The organism is Paenibacillus farraposensis (assembly GCF_020736845.1).
Lineage (GTDB): Bacteria > Bacillota > Bacilli > Paenibacillales > Paenibacillaceae > Paenibacillus > Paenibacillus farraposensis.
In genome coordinates, this window is record NZ_JAFFQR010000015.1 from 80,603 (window position 1) to 95,990 (window position 15,388).

Sequence of the window (15,388 nt, forward strand, 5' to 3'; positions counted from 1 at the left end):
TGGAAATCAGCGTCAATTCTACTCTATGAAACAGACGTAAACACTGTACCCTGTAATGCTATTTTTGTAAAGCCTCCGATTGACCTTTTCAACATCCGGTTGTGTTTACACACATTTTACATTGCGTTTACACTGCTGTGATGCTAGCGCGTTTCATCTAATAGTACAATGAAGGTTAACTATACTGCATGAATTGATGGAGGCCATATGTTGATAGAGAGTCAGAAAAAGGATAAAGCCGGGTCGGAGCGTTATTTTAATCGGGATTTAAGCTGGATTGAATTTAATCGCCGTGTGCTTCAGGAAGCTCAGGATGCAGATACACCGTTGCTGGAGAGAGCCAAATTTTTGGCGATTGTGTCCAGCAATTTGGATGAGTTTATGGCTGTTCGGGTGGCAGAGACGAGAGAGAAGATTAAGGCTGGTTTTATGCAAAAGGATTTTACCGGATATACCCCCTCCGGTTTGTACAAACGCTTGATCAAGCGCACTGACTCGATGGTATCCGAACAATATCGGACTTATCGTGAGATTTCTCGCCTTTTAACGAAAAAAGGGCTTTTATTGCTTGAATATGAAGACTTGAATACGACACAGCGCAAGTCGCTGGATGCGTATTTTCATGAAATTATATTTCCGGTGCTTACACCGATGGCGGTTGATCAAAGCCGTCCGTTTCCATTGGTTCACAATAAATATGTATATTTAGCGGTCGTCTTGAGACGTCCGGGGGATACGGAGGAGGATAAACCGCTTTTTGCCATTGTACAGGTGCCTTCCAATATTCCACGTATTGTAACAGTGCCGCTGCGTTCCAACAGCAAGAAAAAATCGTTTATTTTAATTGAAGAACTGATCAAGCATCATATACAGACGCTCTTCAGCGGGTATATTCCGGAGTCGGTTCATGCCTTTCGCGTGACCCGCAACGCCGATCTATCCATTAATGAAGAAGAGATCGAAGATTTGCTCGAAGAGATTGAAAAAGAGCTGCGTCGAAGAAGACGAGGCGCGCCGGTAAGGCTTGAAGTGGAAAAAGGAATTCATTCCTTTGCCCTCATGGAGCTCCAGCGTGAATTTAAGCTGTACGACCATGTGTTTGAGATGGACGGGCCGCTGGATTTGACGTTTTTGTCTTCCTTTGCCGATCATCTGGAGGGGTATTCACATCTGAAATTTCCGGCGATCAAACCGGTATACCCGGAAGAGCTGCCTCCGCAAGAGGATATTTTCAACGTACTGCGCAAACGGGATGTGCTGGTATATCATCCGTATGAATCGTTCGATGCGGTGACGGATTTTATCATTGAAGCGTCAGAGGACCCGGATGTGATGGCCATCAAAATGACCCTGTACCGTGTTAATGGGGAGTCCAGGCTGATTCCGGCATTGGCGCGTGCGGCCGAATCTGGCAAGCAGGTGACGGTGGTCGTGGAGCTGAAAGCCCGTTTTGACGAGGAACGCAATATTGCCTGGGCGCGCACGCTTGAAAAGGCGGGCTGCCATGTGGTGTATGGACTGGTCGGCTTGAAGACACATGCCAAAATCATTCTCGTAGTACGCCACGAGCGGAATGTACTCAAACGATACGTGCATGTGGGAACTGGCAATTACAATGAAAGCACAGCACGTGTATATACGGATATCGGGTTATTTACATCAGACCCGGTGGTGGGTGAGGATGCCTCCGAGCTGTTTAATGAAATTACGGGCTTCTCTGCGCTTAAGACCCTGCAAGCCTTTACGGTAGCCCCGACGGGGATGAAAAACAAGCTGTTCGAGCTGATTCGCAGGGAAGCGGAGCACGCCCGCACAGGCAAGCCAGCGCGTATCATTGCCAAAATCAATTCTTTATCCAATCAGGAAATGATTGATGAGCTATATGCCGCTTCTCAGGCAGGGGTGAAGATTGATTTAATTGTTAGAGGAGTTTGCTGCTTGCGCCCCGGTGTACAGGATTTCAGCGAGAACATCCGGGTGATCAGCATTGTTGATCGTTTTCTGGAGCATTCCAGACTGTTCTATTTCGAAAATGCAGGCAACTCGGAGCTATTCCTGTCCAGCGCGGATTGGATGACCCGCAATTTGTCCCGCCGGATTGAGCTGATGTGCCCGATTTATGATGACCGCATCAAAGGGATGCTGGCCGACATTTTGCATTTATCCTTGTCCGACAATGTGAAGGCGCGTCAGCTTTTGCCTAATGGCAGCTATCAGTTTGTAACCAGAAACGACAAAGAGGCCCCGATCAGGAGCCAGTTCGAAGCGATGAAGGTTAAAAATTGGAAGAAGGAAGAATGGACCACGACAACGTAAGATTCCAGGCTTTTTGAAAATCTTTTGCGGCAGCTACCAGTTCCCGTTGTTCCAGAATCGGTTCACTTTCACTTTCCAGACGAATGTGCAGTGCATCGTCACCATTGGTGGGATGGATGCTGGTGATCATCCCGGATTCACTCCGATCCATGCCGATGGCGAGCTGGAGCAGGGAGCCTAGCTTATGCACGCGCTCTTCGTCGGAAGGTTCCAAAATGTCAGCATGGATACGCAGCAGGCGAGATGTCCGGTTTTTTGGATGGTAATCAGCAATAAGCGCGGACAATACCGTTTCACGGTGGGATAAACCACCTATGCCTGCGTGCAAGATCCAGAATACGGAGTGCTGCCGGAAATGATAATAATTCAGGACAGCTCCCGTTTTGTAAAGAGTTGCTGCTGTCAAGAGCAGGCGTTTGTCCATCGCTGTGGATGTTTTGGCCAATGCATCATATAGCTGTACAGCGTAACCGTGAACCCGCTTGACGTGTGCTTCGCTAACCGGGACGCCAAACGAAAGGATATTGCGAATAGATGTGACGAGTGGGTTAGCGGCCACAGGCTGTGCGGAATGGACCAGTTCGTGAAACAGACCGTCCCGCAGTCCCGCTCCACTGACCAAATACGCGATGCCTTGAGCGGCCTCGAATATCGTTTTCAATATAATGAGTCCCGGAACAATGATGTCGGCTCTGTCTTTGGACAAGCCGGCTGTTTTTTTACGTTTTTCATAGGAAAGGTAAGGCAAAGTTGTATAGAAATAATCGACATCTTCTATCGCCATTTCGTAATGATGTGTGACGGGCAGTGAGTAATCCAGCCGTTTTTGATTGATTTTAGCCAAGGTACGCAGGGTGCCGCCCAGACCGATAAAAGGCAGGCCTGGATTGGAAAATATCCAGTCATGGTTTTGCAGTGAAGAACGGACAAAGGTTTCCATTTCCTCAATCTGCTGAAGGGACCATTCGCCATTCTTGACCTCCCGTCCAAAGCGCCAATTCATATTGACCGCGCCAAAGGGAAATGAAACCGTATGTAGCCGCTTCCGCTCACGAAACAGTGTAATTTCGGTACTGCCGCCCCCGATGTCAATAATGATGCCGTCGCTAACATCCATTGTATTGACCACACCCAGAAACCCGGCATACCCCTCCTGTTCACCGCTCAATATTTCCAGCGTTAAACCTGTTTCCTCCGCAATCCATTGAACAATTTCGTCCGGATTCGCTGCATTGCGGATCGCCGCTGTCGCTGCTGCACGCAAACGAGCAACCTCGTGCATACGGCATACAGTCATAAATTGACGCAGTAATGGAGCGATGCTTCGGATCGCATCCCGTTCCATACGACCGTTGGCGCCGACCTTTTCACTCAGTCGGGCAGCTTCTTTGCATTCCTGGACAATGCGGTAGGCGCCGGTCTCTGTCATTTCATAGATCACAAGACGTATGGAGTTGGAGCCAATGTCCATAATGCCAATTTTGCTGTTCATGAGTCGACCTCCTTGTTGAAAAAAAGCAATTTGCCGGTAAAATTCGTTACTCCGTGCAAATATAAGTCAGATTATTGTCATTGTACCAGTGATACCCGGTGTGTGCTACCGTTTGCAGCCATCTTGTCGAAATGGATATGTGCCTCGGGGAATCCATCCAAGAATATCGTCCTCTTTTGAGTATGTATAAGGTATAACTGGCGGCGAAAGGAGAGAGAATTGATGAGACAACTTGCAAGCAAGTGGTTAAAGACGAAGGCGCTGCTCAAGCATCCACATACCGCCGTTTATGTACCCGAAACGTGTTTGTATAGCGAAGAAGAACTACGCATGATGCTGCGGCGGCATGCTTTTGTATTCATAAAGCCCGTGAAGGGAGGCGGAGGAAACGGGGTCATGCGTGTAGCAAAGGAGCGTAGGGAATACACCTGCACACGCATGGAGAAGACGTATCGGTACAGACATTTTAGAGCACTTGCGGCTGGAATCAGCAACCTCCGGCTTCAGCGTCCGTATCTCATTCAGCAAGGCATTCCATTGGCAAGCATTCAAGGCAGACCTGTCGACTATCGGGTCAAAGTGGTAAAAGCAGGGCAAAAGTGGGCTTTTCGCGCAGTGGTCGCACGTCATGCCCGCCCCGGACTGGTCATTACGAATTTGTGCAAAGGCGGAAAGCTATTAAAGGCAGCAACGGCACTTCGGATGATATATCCCCGGCAGTTGGCTGCGCGAAAACGGCGGGAAATCGTGAATCTCACCCTACGCTGTATTCCGGTACTGGAAAAAAGGTTTCCGGGGATCGGGCAATTAGGTTTTGATTACGGGCTTGATCCAAATGGACGGATATGGATTCTGGAGGTAAATACAAGACCTCAATAAAACGCTAATTTTTTAATTGAATTCCTAATATAAACCTTATTAGTAAACAAAAATATAATAAATTTGTCTAAATTATAAAAATATTTTTTTTGTATTTTAACGTCAAAATCCTGTGTATAAATATTGTCCACATTATCCCCTGTCACATACATGGGTTAACGACACTTACCAACAATTTATACACAGGATTTCCACAAATGACTGTGGATAACAGAACGCTTGTTCCGTTTTTAGTATTTTGATAGAATAGATTTTGAAATAAAAGGAAAGGTTGTGTCGAGGATGGCTATGCTGACGGATGAAATGCTTTTGGATTCCTATCAGATGGCAATCGAGCTTAAACTTGAATGTGACTTCATTGCACTGTTGCTGGCTGAAATTCACAAAAGAAAGCTAGAGATGAATACAGCCGTAGTCCTTCATTAGACCGGACAAGCTCTCGTACTGCGATTGTAAAGCCATTTAGGGTTCGAATGACTTTACAGACAATCATTGTAACGAACAGGCACACCGTAAAAAAGGGTACTTTACTCCAAAGATTCAAATTTGGAGTAAAATACCCTTTTTTGTCATAGTCTATAATAAACTATAATTTCATGTTACTGCTGTGACCTGGGGACAGCTTGGCGTCTGGATCTACGTACACCTTGGCGTTATTGACTGCTGTAGGTGCTTCACCAAAGCCGACAGCGATCAGCTTGAGCTTGCCTGGGTAGGTCGTAATATCCCCTGCGGCGAAAATGCCGGGAATATTGGTTTCCTGACGGGAATCGACCACAATGGAGTTATTTTCGATCTCGATGCCCCACTCGGCAATCGGGCCAAGCGTGGACACAAAACCAAAGTTAACGATGACATCGTCTACTTCAATTTCCTGCGTTTCTTTGGTTTTGACATGCGCGATCGTTACCCTGGTAATGGCATCGTCTCCATGCAGTTCTGTAATTTCGGTTGGTGTAATGACATTTACTTTGGAAGCGAGGAGGTTTTCTACACTGTGTTCATGCGCACGGAATTTGTCGCGGCGGTGAATCAATGTAACCTGTTCCGCAATTGGTTCCAGCATGAGCGCCCAGTCAACCGCAGAATCGCCGCCACCGCTAATCAGCACTTTTCGGCCGGCAAATTTGCTCAGGTCGCTGACAAAGTAGTGCAAATTCGTTTTTTCAAAACGATTCGCATCCGGCAGTTCCAGTCTGCGTGGCTCAAAAGCGCCTACACCGGCGGTAATGATAACCGCTTTACCATGATACTCGCCGCCTTTGTCTGTTTTTATAATAAAGTGGCGTTCACCCTTTTTCTCCAACGAAACGACTTTTTCTTCCAGCCGTACCTCTGGATTAAAGTGATTCATTTGCTGGACCAGATTGTTAACCAGTTCCTGTGCGGTCACTTTAGGAAAGCCGGCAACGTCATAAATATATTTTTCAGGATAAAGGGCTGCAAGCTGGCCGCCAAGTTGGGGCATACTTTCAATTAAGGTGACGGATGCCTGACGCATCCCCCCGTAAAAAGCGGTGAAAATACCGGCTGGTCCGCCGCCAATAATGATCAGGTCGCGGAGCTCCGTACCTGTGGATTGAACTGTCACTCTAAAAACACCTCCGAAAGGGATTATTGTAATGAATTATGGATATTGAATCAGCCATATAGAGGTTTAAGCAGCCATCGGATGCATGATTCACTGCTTCTTATTATAAACTCCCGGATTCCACTTGCAAAGGTAAAGCAATTAACATTTAGTGAACACTTCCGTGTGTAGAAAATACCGTTTCAAGAGAAAAGCCGTGAATATTAAATGATTATTACCGGAAGGGGTAGGCACATGAGCAATATTCCTAAAATTGTGATTGTTGGAGCAGGATATGGCGGTATATTGACGGCTCAGCAATTGCAAAAAGAGCTCAAGCACAATGAGGCGAACGTCACACTGATTAATCGTCATGATTATCACTACATTACGACACATCTCCATATGCCTGCGGCAGGTACGGATACGATTGAGCATTCGCGGATTCCGATAGCGCAGCTGATTGATGAGTTCAAAGTGGATTTAGTCAAAGGCACGGTTAAAGAAATTATACCAGGCGAGAAAAAAATCGTGCTGGAGGATGGTTCGTTATCCTACGATTATTTGGTGATTGGACTAGGCGGGGAGCCGGAAACATTCGGCATTCCAGGGATGGATAAGTTCGCGCTTACGATCCGAAGCATTAATTCCGTTCGCTTGATTCGCGAGCATATTGAATACCAGTTGGCTTTGTACAAAAATGATGGTAATCCTAGCCGGCTAAACTTTGTTGTAGGTGGTGCCGGGTTCAGTGGCATCGAGTTCATTGCTGAACTGGCAGATCGCCTGCCACAGCTGGCTAAAGCTTATGATATCGATTTTAACCGGATTCAAATTATTAACGTCGAGGCGGCTCCTACAGCATTGCCCGGGTTCGATCCTGAGCTGGTAGAGTATGCAATGGATGTCCTTAAGCGCAAGGGGGTTACCTTCCGCATCGGCATACCGATCAAGGAATGCCTGCAGGACGGTGTAATTGTCGGTGAGGATGAAAAAATCGAAGCCTGCACGGTGGTCTGGACGGGAGGTATCCGTGGAAACGGATTGATTGAAAAGGCTGGATTCGAAGTGATGCGTGGCAGGGTGAAAATCGACGATTTTCTACGTGCTCCGGGTCATGATGACATTTTCATTATCGGGGACAGCTCCTTGATGTTGAATCCTGAAGGACGTCCTTACCCACCGACCGCCCAAATTGCGATGCAGCAAGGAGTTGTTTGTGCCAAAAATCTGGCGGCTACGCTCCGCAAAAAAGAGCTGCACAAATTCGTATTTTCCAACAAAGGGACGGTTGCCTCGCTTGGAAAAGGTGAGGCTGTTGCGGTGGTAGGCAAACGCAAAATAAAAGGGTGGGTCGCAGCACAGTTGAAAAAAATCGTTGATCTCCGCTATCTCTTCATCATTGGCGGGATTCCGCTGGTACTGAGAAAGGGACGGTTTTTCTAAGGCAGAAAGGTTTCCATGGCTTCTGTACAGGAGCTTGGAGACCTTTTTAGTCTAGATCAATAGAAAAAAAGTATTGACTTATAACTATACGGCGTCTTATAGTATGGTTGCGAAATACATAGGAGGTCCTTAACATTGGATTCTGAATTTAATTTCAAGCATGACCCTAATAAAGTAAAAATGTTGTCTGACAAATTTCCCAATCTGGACCCTCAATCCTTGAGCACGCTCGTCCTTTTTATGCAGACATCTCATGAGATTTACAATGGTGTATCCTCCCTGTTGTGCGAATACGGATTATCTGTCGGAAACCTGAAAATTTTAATTTATTTGTTTTTGTATGACCGTTCGTTGACTCCGTCAGAGTTGGCTGAGTATTCCGGGGTTACACGATCAACGATAACGAGTGTAATTGATAAGCTGGAACGGGACGGTCTGGTCCGGCGAAGTACGCTGACGGATCGACGTATGACCGCGATCTCCTTGACTGATGAAGGAAAACAGTTAATGACGGAAAAAATTCCGAAGTTTACTCTGCTATTTGCTGATTTAATGAGTGAATTTACGCAGGAAGATCATATTTATTTTACTACGTTATTACAGAAGCTTTCCTCAGGTCTTGAACGGATAAAGGAATAATTAACTCTCCCAGCAGCAATAGTTAGACGTCGTACTATCAGATTGCTTATTAGTTTTTTTAAACTATCATTTCTCAGCGATTATTGGCTAAATCATCATGAAGGAGAGTTTGTTGCAATGAATAAAAAGATCATCGTGTACATTCTACTTGTTGTCGCATTAGGTACTGGGGGTACGCTGATGGCAATGAGCGGCAAGGACGCTGTGAGTGTGGCAGCCCAACAAAAAAACACACTGCTTGCCGCAGATACCGTAAATGTCGCTTTTCAGGGCGTAGGGGGAAGAGTGAATACCATTGAGGTGAAGGAGGAACAACAGGTGAAAAAAGGGGATGTGCTCATGACCCTGGATCCTGTGGACCTGAACCTGCAGATTGAGAAATTAAAAACAGATATCGCGCAGGCTGATGTAAAAATAAAGCAGGCTAAAGACGGGCTGCAAAATCAGTCAGACAAGATTACGGCTTCAGAAAAGCAGGGGGAACTGGATATTCAGGCTGCGCAAGCAGGAGAATCCTTGTTAAACCAAGGTACACGTGCAGAGGACATTCAAAGACAAAGACTGGCGATTGAAGCAGCACAGCAATCACTGGATGCAGCTTTGACAGGGGTGGAGACAGCCAAAACAAATGCGGAGATCGCACAAAAAACAGTAGCATCCAGGCAAGAGGCTCTGGACTTGGCCAAAGTGAATTACAACCGTGTCCAAACGTTGTACAATGCTGGTGCCGGAACTAAAGCTGAGCTGGATAACGCCAAAAACCAACTGGATAATGCTCAAATCGCGTTAGATACAGCTAAAGATCAGGTTGAAATTGCCAATAATCAGATTACAGCGGCTAGCAAACAATCGGACATTACTAAAAATGGGATCGCTCAGCAGCAAACCGCTTTGGATAAAATGGAAGCTGGCGCAACTGCTGAGGAGCGTCAGCAGGCTCGTATCAAAACAGAAAAGGCCAAGGAAGCCCTGAACCAAACCTCGCAAACGCGAAAAGATGTTAAGAATAGTGAATACAATGTAGATCTTCTGGCTCAACAAAAGCAGGCATTAATTGTTCAACTCAAAACCTTGGAATTGCAGCGCGGACGTATGGTGCTGAAGGCATCTACAGACGGTAAAGTATCCCGTATTGTACCCAAGATGGGAGAAATCGTTGCTACGGGGGCAACTGGCGTCGTTATTGAAAACAACCAGCTATACTACGATATTTATGTGGATGAGGATTCTATCTCGCAGTTTAAAGCAGGGGGAAAAGTGACTTCGCACGTCGTTGCTTTAGACAAAGATATCCAGGGCAAGGTGAGATATATTACCTCTGCTCCGCAGTATACCAACATGAGAATGAGTCGGGATAAAGGTTTATCAGATATCAGCTCCTTCCAAGTACGGGTTGATGTCCCTCGAACAACTGAATTATTACCTGGAATGACGGTAGAGGTTGTGACGAAATGAAGGCGTTTATAGAAGAATGGAAGCTACTGATCAGCGGCAAGATGGTATTCGTCATGCTGCTCGTCCCAATTGTCGTAGCGGTAGCCTTTGGATTTGTATTTAAAAATAATCAGCTGAATGACGCCTCTGTCGCTGTAGTTGATTTAGATCATAGCAATTATAGCCGACAGCTTATTAATAAATTGGATGCATCCCAGTATATTGACGTACGCTATGTGCAAGAGAATGAAACCGATCCGAATTTACTTCTATATAATGAGAGGTTTCTTGCAGTGATTTATCTTCCGGCAGGGCTAGAGGAAAACAGGATTAAAGGAGTTCAGAGCAACATCGGCTTTTATGTAGATAACACAGTAGGTCAGGCCACAGGGAATCTGCGTTCGGCGGTCACAGAGATCATTGCCACGGAGAATGCAACACTGGCTGGTGGTGGTTTGAAGGGCATGGGGATGAGTGACAGCCAGGTAACAGGTCTTACTTCCAACATGCTACTCCAGCAGCGTCTGCTGTATAATCCCACCAATGCTACTTTAATGACTTCGGTTATGGGGTTCATCAATACGGTCATGATTTCACTGATTGGTTCTGCTGCACTGACCATTGTCCCGCGTTTACGGGAGCAAGGCAGATTAAAAGAAGAGCTACAGCATTCATCTGGTTTGATTCTAAGGGTGCTACCATATGCGTTAGTAGCATGTGTGTCCTTTTACTTGTCCATTGGTTTGCTCAAGCAGATTGGCGGACTTCGGTTTGAAGCGAATGTATGGCAGATCAGTATTCCGTTTCTACTGTACACGATTAGTCTGAGCTTGTTTGCGATGGCTTTGGGGTGGAGTGCAGCGAATCCGGGAAAAGCCTCTTCGCGTCTCATACTGATTTTAATGCCTTCGTTCTTGCTCAGCGGTGCTCAATTGCCAGTAGCTATGCTGCCTACATCGCTGCAATATGTTAGTAATATTCTCCCATTGACCTGGCATTTCAAGTTTTTGAGAGGACTAGGATTTAAAGGGGGAAGCCTGAAATATTTTATTCCTCAGCTTGGCGGCTTTTTGATCTTGTTAAGTGGTTTGTTGCTTCTTATTTTTATTCAGATCGCGTTGGAGAAAAGAAAGCTGGCAAAAAGCGAGGACACATCTGCAGTAGTGGAGCCTATGCCACAATAAGGGGGCTCCTTCTCTTTTTTGGATTTTTTGAGGCTATAAAAAAAGGATTCCGTGCCCCGAAAGCGGGAGTTCACGGAATCCTTGATTGTATGTTGGAATATGGTGCTGACGTTTGTGCTTTACAGCTTCAGCATATCTTCGAATGTTTCTTCGTTCAATACGCTGCCGACATAGAAGGAGCCGAATTCACCATAACGGGCACTAACTTCGTCAAAACGCATTTCGTAGATCAGCTTCTTGAATTGCAGTGCATCATCGGAGAACAGTGTTACGCCCCATTCCCAATCGTCAAAGCCGACGGAGCCGGAAATGATTTGCTTCACTTTGCCGGCGTAACTGCGTCCGATCAAACCGTGGCTACGCATCAGGGTGCGGCGCTCGTCCATTGAAAGCATGTACCAGTTGTCGTCCAGATCCCGTTTTTTGTTCATCGGATAGAAACAAATATAACGAGCCTTGTTCAACACTGGCTTCAAGCGAGCGACAATTTGCGGATTTTGCATTGGATCTTCTTCCTTGCTCAAATAGTTACTCAGTTCTACCACACTTACATAAGAGTAGGCTTTAGTTGTATATTTGGCGAAGGTCGTTTTGTTAAAAGCGGTTTCCAGCTTATTGAGATCCTCCAGCGTTTCACGCAGGTGCATCATGACAAAATCAGCTTTTTGCCCAACGATTGTATAGGCAGCAGAGCTTCCCAGACCCGCTTCTTCAGTGGCGCCCCATTCCTTCATAAACTCCTGAAGCTCGTCCAATGCTCCGGCGCGCTCTTCATCGTCTGCCGTTTTCCATGCCGTCCAATTGATGGACCGGAAATCGTGAAGGGCATACCAGCCCTCTAGTGTGGAGGTTGCTTCGTTGGGCGTTGCCGATGGTTGTTGAGGTTGATGTTGATTCACGAACTACACTCCTTTGCAATCAGGTAAATGATAATCGGCATAGCCGAAATGATTTGTGATTCAATATGTCATTTCTGTACCTAATACGGTATGCTTAACCATTATATTGTAGCTCAAAATAAAATTTTTCTCCAATGAAAGTAGTGTGAAGAATTATATTTTTCCATGATGGAGGTCACAAAAGTCATAAAATCGTTAGCATTCGCGAAAAAAGGAGAACACAGACGAATAGGACTGCCAAAATGGAGGACAATTGCCCTTATTTTGTTGGTTCCAGCAAAGGACAAGTATGATAGAATAGAAAAACATCTTGGAGACCGTTATGTCAGGAAAGGAAGAATGTTGGAATGCGGATGAAAAACCTGCTGCACTATACTGAGAACCACCGCTACTGCGTTTATCGGGAATTTGGTTTGAGCGCACTGGATGAATTGATGCTGGGAAGCGTCTATCAGCCGATGATAGGCGCATTTGCGGTCAGTCTATATCGACTGTTGTTCCAGCATGTGCCGGTCGGACAAATTGGTTATTCGCCGCTGGAACAGCAGCGTCGACTTTTTCTGACACTGGGACTGGAGCCGAGCGAGAGGGGACGAAAGTATTTGATTGAACAAACCTCCAAACTGGAGGCTGTCGGTCTGTTGCAGACGTCCAGGCTGTATGCACCCGAAACGGACGACTATGTGTATGAATATGAGCTGCAGCCGCCACTTGCACCTGTCGAATTTTTTAGAACGCAGCATCTCACCCTTTTGCTCAGAGACAAAATCGGCAAGTTTGCGGTTCTCTCTCTGAGAGAATCGTTATGGAGCAGAGAATCTGCTGAGTGGTCGCAATCTTCCTATAATAAAGAGAACATTTCGGTTCCGTTTTATGAACTGTTTGAGCTCAATACCCATGTTATAGATTATGAGCTGGAGCAGGCACTGTCCGAAGTGTCCACCGGCCGGCAGACTGGTGCGTTAAGACCGGAGTCGGAGGAAGCGCTGAACTATGCAGACATCATTCTCCGTTTTCCGCGCGAATCCGTCAATCGCAAGCACGTGGAGCGTCTGCGTTTTGAACATGAGCAGTTGGGCATGGTGAATTACGTCGTTCGCAAATTCGGGTTATCTGTACAGGACATCAGCCGCTTGCTGGATGAGGACGGGATTTTTACCGAAGCAGGCGATTTACTGCTCGACGAGCTTCAGTTCCGGGCAAGCCAGCAGTCTAGACAGGAGCGAAAGCGTCAGGAAGAACAGCAGGTGCAGGCTGCCAAGGTGGTCGCTTTGCGCCAGAGGGAAGCTTCTACTCCTGATGAGCCGCCCGCAGAGCAGGCGGTGGAGATGGAATTTTATGTAGAGGTGCCACCTCAGTTCACGGCCAAGTGTGACATTCACCAGTATAATATGATGCTGCGCAACGAGCCTTATCGTCGGTTGCTGCAAACTTTTTTCCCCGGCACAGTTCCTGGCAACTTGCTGGACATATTCGAAAAAATTGATATCAGCTATAAGCTGCCGGGTGAAGTCATCAATGTGCTTATCCATTACTTAATGTCTCTACTCGTGTCGGGGAGTGACCAACGGATCAACCGCAACTTTGTCGAGGCCGTGGCTTCCAATATGCTGCTTAAGCAGGTAAACACATACGAAAAGGCTGTTCAATATATACGGGACCAGGCCAAGGTAAAGGGAAAGCAGTCCGCTGCTTCTCCTTCTGGCGGCCGTTCCCGCTCGTATGCCAAAAATAATGGCTCTGCCAAGCCAGCGATTCCGATTGTGCAAGGTCAGCCTTCCGAGGAACCCGTATCCGAGGAAGAACTGGATGAGCTGCTGCGCCTGGCCGAACGAATGCAATCGGGCAAGCAAAAAAAGGTGTAGTGGATTTTAAGCCAATTCAAATATGTGTCGACTTTATGGCGATTGGTAGGAGCGGATGGAATCGTTCTGGAGAAGCGATAGCGTTCGCCTGAAAGCTTTCCAAAGGAAAGATGGCATCGTAAGCATAAGCTATCCCCGGATTTTAACCTTTAAATCCTTATTTCAATTAGGAAAAAATCCGGTGGCAACAGCGATCGTAAGAATGATCCATCCGCGAAGCGTTCTCCTGCCCCATAACTCTGCACATTTTAGAAAGGAGGAGCGTTTTGGAATCACTGGGCGATTTGCTGCAGCAGATGAAGAACCCGTCGTTCCACCAGCGCACGCGCAATGTAGCCGACCAGGTACTGAATGATCCGCTGGTAAAGGAATTTTGCGCTGCGCATCCGGATGTGAACGAAACGCAATTGCGGCTCAATATGAGCATGCTCTTTCAGTATGCCCGGGATCGTCGAAATTGTGACAATTGCCCGGGGCTGGAACAGTGTCCTAACGATTTTAAGGGCCACTTTTGCAAGCTGGGTGTGGAATATCCGAATGGAACGGCAGAAATGGTGGATATTCGGACTCCTTGCGCCAAGCTGGTAGCTTCCCAGCATGAACAGCGGGTACGTCAGCGAATCAAAAGCTTTTATGTGGATGAGCGGGCGCTTTTGGAAGGATATAATGCCGTTGAAATTGCACGTAAGGATTTGCAGCGGGTACCCGCAGTGAATCAGGTATTCCGTTATATTGAAGAGACCAAAAATCAAGGCTTATTAAAAAAAGGACTGTATCTGGAAGGCACGTTTGGTACGGGAAAAACTTTCTTAATGGGATACCTGCTGCATGAGCTGGCTTTGTTCGGGATGAGCGGTGTGATCGTGTATATGCCTGATTTTGTAGAGGACTTAAAGTCCATGATTCAGGATGGGCAGAAATTGAAAGAAACGACCGAAATGCTAAAAAACTGTGATCTGCTCGTATTTGATGATATAGGGGCCGAAAATTTAAGCCCATGGGTACGGGATCATGTGATGGGCTCCATTTTGAATTACCGCATGAACCGCAAACCGACCTTCTATACCTCCAATTACACGTTGGAAGGGCTGGAGAAGCATCTCAGCTTTACGAGCAAGGATGGAGAAGAAATCTACAAGGGACAACGTTTGTTGGACCGCATTCGTCCTTTTGTAGATGTGATTACGGTGAAGGGGAAAAACCAGCGGGGGTAAGCATCTGTCTGCTATTTTGATATCTTACAATTAAAAAACTATTGTGATATAATCAATAGGTGTCGAAAAAGACATTACAGGTTATAATAATCTTGACTTTTCTATAAAGGAGGAACATACAATGGCAATTGTTAACGTGTCCGATCAATCCTTCAACACAGAAGTCGAAGGCACAGGAACCGTTTTGGTTGATTTTTGGGCGCCATGGTGCGGTCCTTGCAAAATGATCGCTCCTATTCTGGAGGATCTGTCTGCTGAGGTTGGTGACAGCGTCAAAATTGCGAAAGTAAACGTGGATGAAAATCCAGAGTCTGCTTCCCGTTTCGGCGTTATGAGTATTCCTACCCTGATCGTCTTCAAAGACGGGCAGCCTGTTGATAAAGTGGTGGGCCTGAACTCGAAAGAAGCGCTGAAAAATATGCTTAACAAGCACCAATAATCATCGCATGT

General features: G+C 46.4%; 13 protein-coding genes. 10 read left to right on the plus strand and 3 right to left on the minus strand.

Annotated features, from left to right (window positions below; translation table 11 throughout):
* Window positions 1–207: 207 nt before the first annotated feature.
* Complete coding sequence (gene ppk1, locus JO375_RS03325; RefSeq protein ID WP_229523122.1) at window positions 208–2,316, plus strand: polyphosphate kinase 1; 2,109 nt, start codon at window positions 208–210, stop codon at window positions 2,314–2,316.
* Here ppk1 and JO375_RS03330 read toward each other — a convergent pair.
* A complete protein-coding gene (locus JO375_RS03330) occupies window positions 2,276–3,808 on the minus strand; it encodes a Ppx/GppA phosphatase family protein (protein ID WP_229523123.1) in 1,533 nt (510 codons plus the stop codon). The two genes, ppk1 and JO375_RS03330, sit on opposite strands and share 41 nt — an antisense overlap.
* 222 nt (window positions 3,809–4,030) lie before the next feature.
* On the opposite strand from JO375_RS03330, the gene JO375_RS03335 reads away from it, so the two are divergent.
* Window positions 4,031–4,687 carry a YheC/YheD family protein gene (locus JO375_RS03335; protein ID WP_229523124.1) on the plus strand — a complete coding sequence of 219 codons (657 nt, stop codon included), beginning with the start codon at window positions 4,031–4,033 and terminating at the stop codon, window positions 4,685–4,687.
* 282 nt (window positions 4,688–4,969) lie between these two features.
* Entirely contained in the window at window positions 4,970–5,113 is a 144-nt protein-coding gene (gene sda, locus JO375_RS03340; RefSeq protein WP_023990158.1) for a sporulation histidine kinase inhibitor Sda, read from the plus strand.
* 160 nt (window positions 5,114–5,273) lie between these two features.
* On the opposite strand, the gene JO375_RS03345 is transcribed toward sda, so the two are convergent.
* Window positions 5,274–6,278, minus strand: coding sequence for an NAD(P)/FAD-dependent oxidoreductase (locus JO375_RS03345; RefSeq protein WP_229523125.1), 1,005 nt, complete (start codon window positions 6,276–6,278; stop codon window positions 5,274–5,276).
* A gap of 234 nt (window positions 6,279–6,512) precedes the next feature.
* Here JO375_RS03345 and JO375_RS03350 point away from each other — a divergent pair, with 234 nt between their 5' ends.
* The 4 genes from JO375_RS03350 to JO375_RS03365 all read left to right on the plus strand — a co-directional run bounded on the left by JO375_RS03350 (window position 6,513) and on the right by JO375_RS03365 (window position 10,960).
* Window positions 6,513–7,703: an NAD(P)/FAD-dependent oxidoreductase gene (locus tag JO375_RS03350; protein WP_229523126.1), complete on the plus strand. Its 1,191-nt coding sequence runs from the start codon at window positions 6,513–6,515 to the stop codon at window positions 7,701–7,703.
* 180 nt (window positions 7,704–7,883) lie between these two features.
* On the plus strand, window positions 7,884–8,342 hold the full coding sequence (locus JO375_RS03355) for a MarR family winged helix-turn-helix transcriptional regulator (protein WP_377532079.1): 459 nt from the start codon (window positions 7,884–7,886) through the stop codon (window positions 8,340–8,342).
* Window positions 8,343–8,459: 117 nt separating this feature from the next.
* Window positions 8,460–9,797 (plus strand): HlyD family secretion protein, encoded by a 1,338-nt coding sequence (locus JO375_RS03360; protein ID WP_229523128.1) that lies wholly within the window; start codon window positions 8,460–8,462, stop codon window positions 9,795–9,797.
* Window positions 9,794–10,960 (plus strand): ABC transporter permease, encoded by a 1,167-nt coding sequence (locus JO375_RS03365; protein ID WP_229523129.1) that lies wholly within the window; start codon window positions 9,794–9,796, stop codon window positions 10,958–10,960. The genes JO375_RS03360 and JO375_RS03365 overlap by 4 nt, the downstream gene beginning before the upstream one ends.
* 119 nt (window positions 10,961–11,079) lie before the next feature.
* On the opposite strand, the gene hemQ is transcribed toward JO375_RS03365, so the two are convergent.
* Entirely contained in the window at window positions 11,080–11,859 is a 780-nt protein-coding gene (hemQ, locus tag JO375_RS03370; RefSeq protein ID WP_229523130.1) for a hydrogen peroxide-dependent heme synthase, read from the minus strand.
* Between the two features lie 347 nt (window positions 11,860–12,206).
* Here hemQ and JO375_RS03375 point away from each other — a divergent pair, with 347 nt between their 5' ends.
* The 3 genes from JO375_RS03375 (at window position 12,207) to trxA (ending at window position 15,377) form a co-directional block, all read left to right on the plus strand.
* Window positions 12,207–13,724 carry a replication initiation and membrane attachment family protein gene (locus JO375_RS03375; RefSeq protein ID WP_229523131.1) on the plus strand — a complete coding sequence of 506 codons (1,518 nt, stop codon included), beginning with the start codon at window positions 12,207–12,209 and terminating at the stop codon, window positions 13,722–13,724.
* 266 nt (window positions 13,725–13,990) lie between these two features.
* Window positions 13,991–14,938: a primosomal protein DnaI gene (dnaI, locus tag JO375_RS03380; RefSeq protein WP_229523132.1), complete on the plus strand. Its 948-nt coding sequence runs from the start codon at window positions 13,991–13,993 to the stop codon at window positions 14,936–14,938.
* Between the two features lie 121 nt (window positions 14,939–15,059).
* Window positions 15,060–15,377 (plus strand): thioredoxin, encoded by a 318-nt coding sequence (gene trxA, locus JO375_RS03385; RefSeq protein WP_229523133.1) that lies wholly within the window; start codon window positions 15,060–15,062, stop codon window positions 15,375–15,377.
* Window positions 15,378–15,388 lie beyond the last annotated feature (11 nt).

What these genes read in the sequence shown, in the direction of transcription:
- JO375_RS03355 (WP_377532079.1), top strand. Translation starts at nt 7,884, where the DNA reads ATGTTGTCTGACAAATTTCCCAATCTGGACCCTCAATCCTTGAGCACG.
- JO375_RS03360 (WP_229523128.1), top strand. Translation starts at nt 8,460, where the DNA reads ATGAATAAAAAGATCATCGTGTACATTCTACTTGTTGTCGCATTAGGT.
- JO375_RS03350 (WP_229523126.1), top strand. Translation starts at nt 6,513, where the DNA reads ATGAGCAATATTCCTAAAATTGTGATTGTTGGAGCAGGATATGGCGGT.
- JO375_RS03330 (WP_229523123.1), bottom strand. Translation starts at nt 3,808, where the DNA reads ATGAACAGCAAAATTGGCATTATGGACATTGGCTCCAACTCCATACGT.
- ppk1 (WP_229523122.1), top strand. Translation starts at nt 208, where the DNA reads ATGTTGATAGAGAGTCAGAAAAAGGATAAAGCCGGGTCGGAGCGTTAT.
- sda (WP_023990158.1), top strand. Translation starts at nt 4,970, where the DNA reads ATGGCTATGCTGACGGATGAAATGCTTTTGGATTCCTATCAGATGGCA.
- JO375_RS03335 (WP_229523124.1), top strand. Translation starts at nt 4,031, where the DNA reads ATGAGACAACTTGCAAGCAAGTGGTTAAAGACGAAGGCGCTGCTCAAG.
- JO375_RS03375 (WP_229523131.1), top strand. Translation starts at nt 12,207, where the DNA reads ATGCGGATGAAAAACCTGCTGCACTATACTGAGAACCACCGCTACTGC.
- JO375_RS03365 (WP_229523129.1), top strand. Translation starts at nt 9,794, where the DNA reads ATGAAGGCGTTTATAGAAGAATGGAAGCTACTGATCAGCGGCAAGATG.
- trxA (WP_229523133.1), top strand. Translation starts at nt 15,060, where the DNA reads ATGGCAATTGTTAACGTGTCCGATCAATCCTTCAACACAGAAGTCGAA.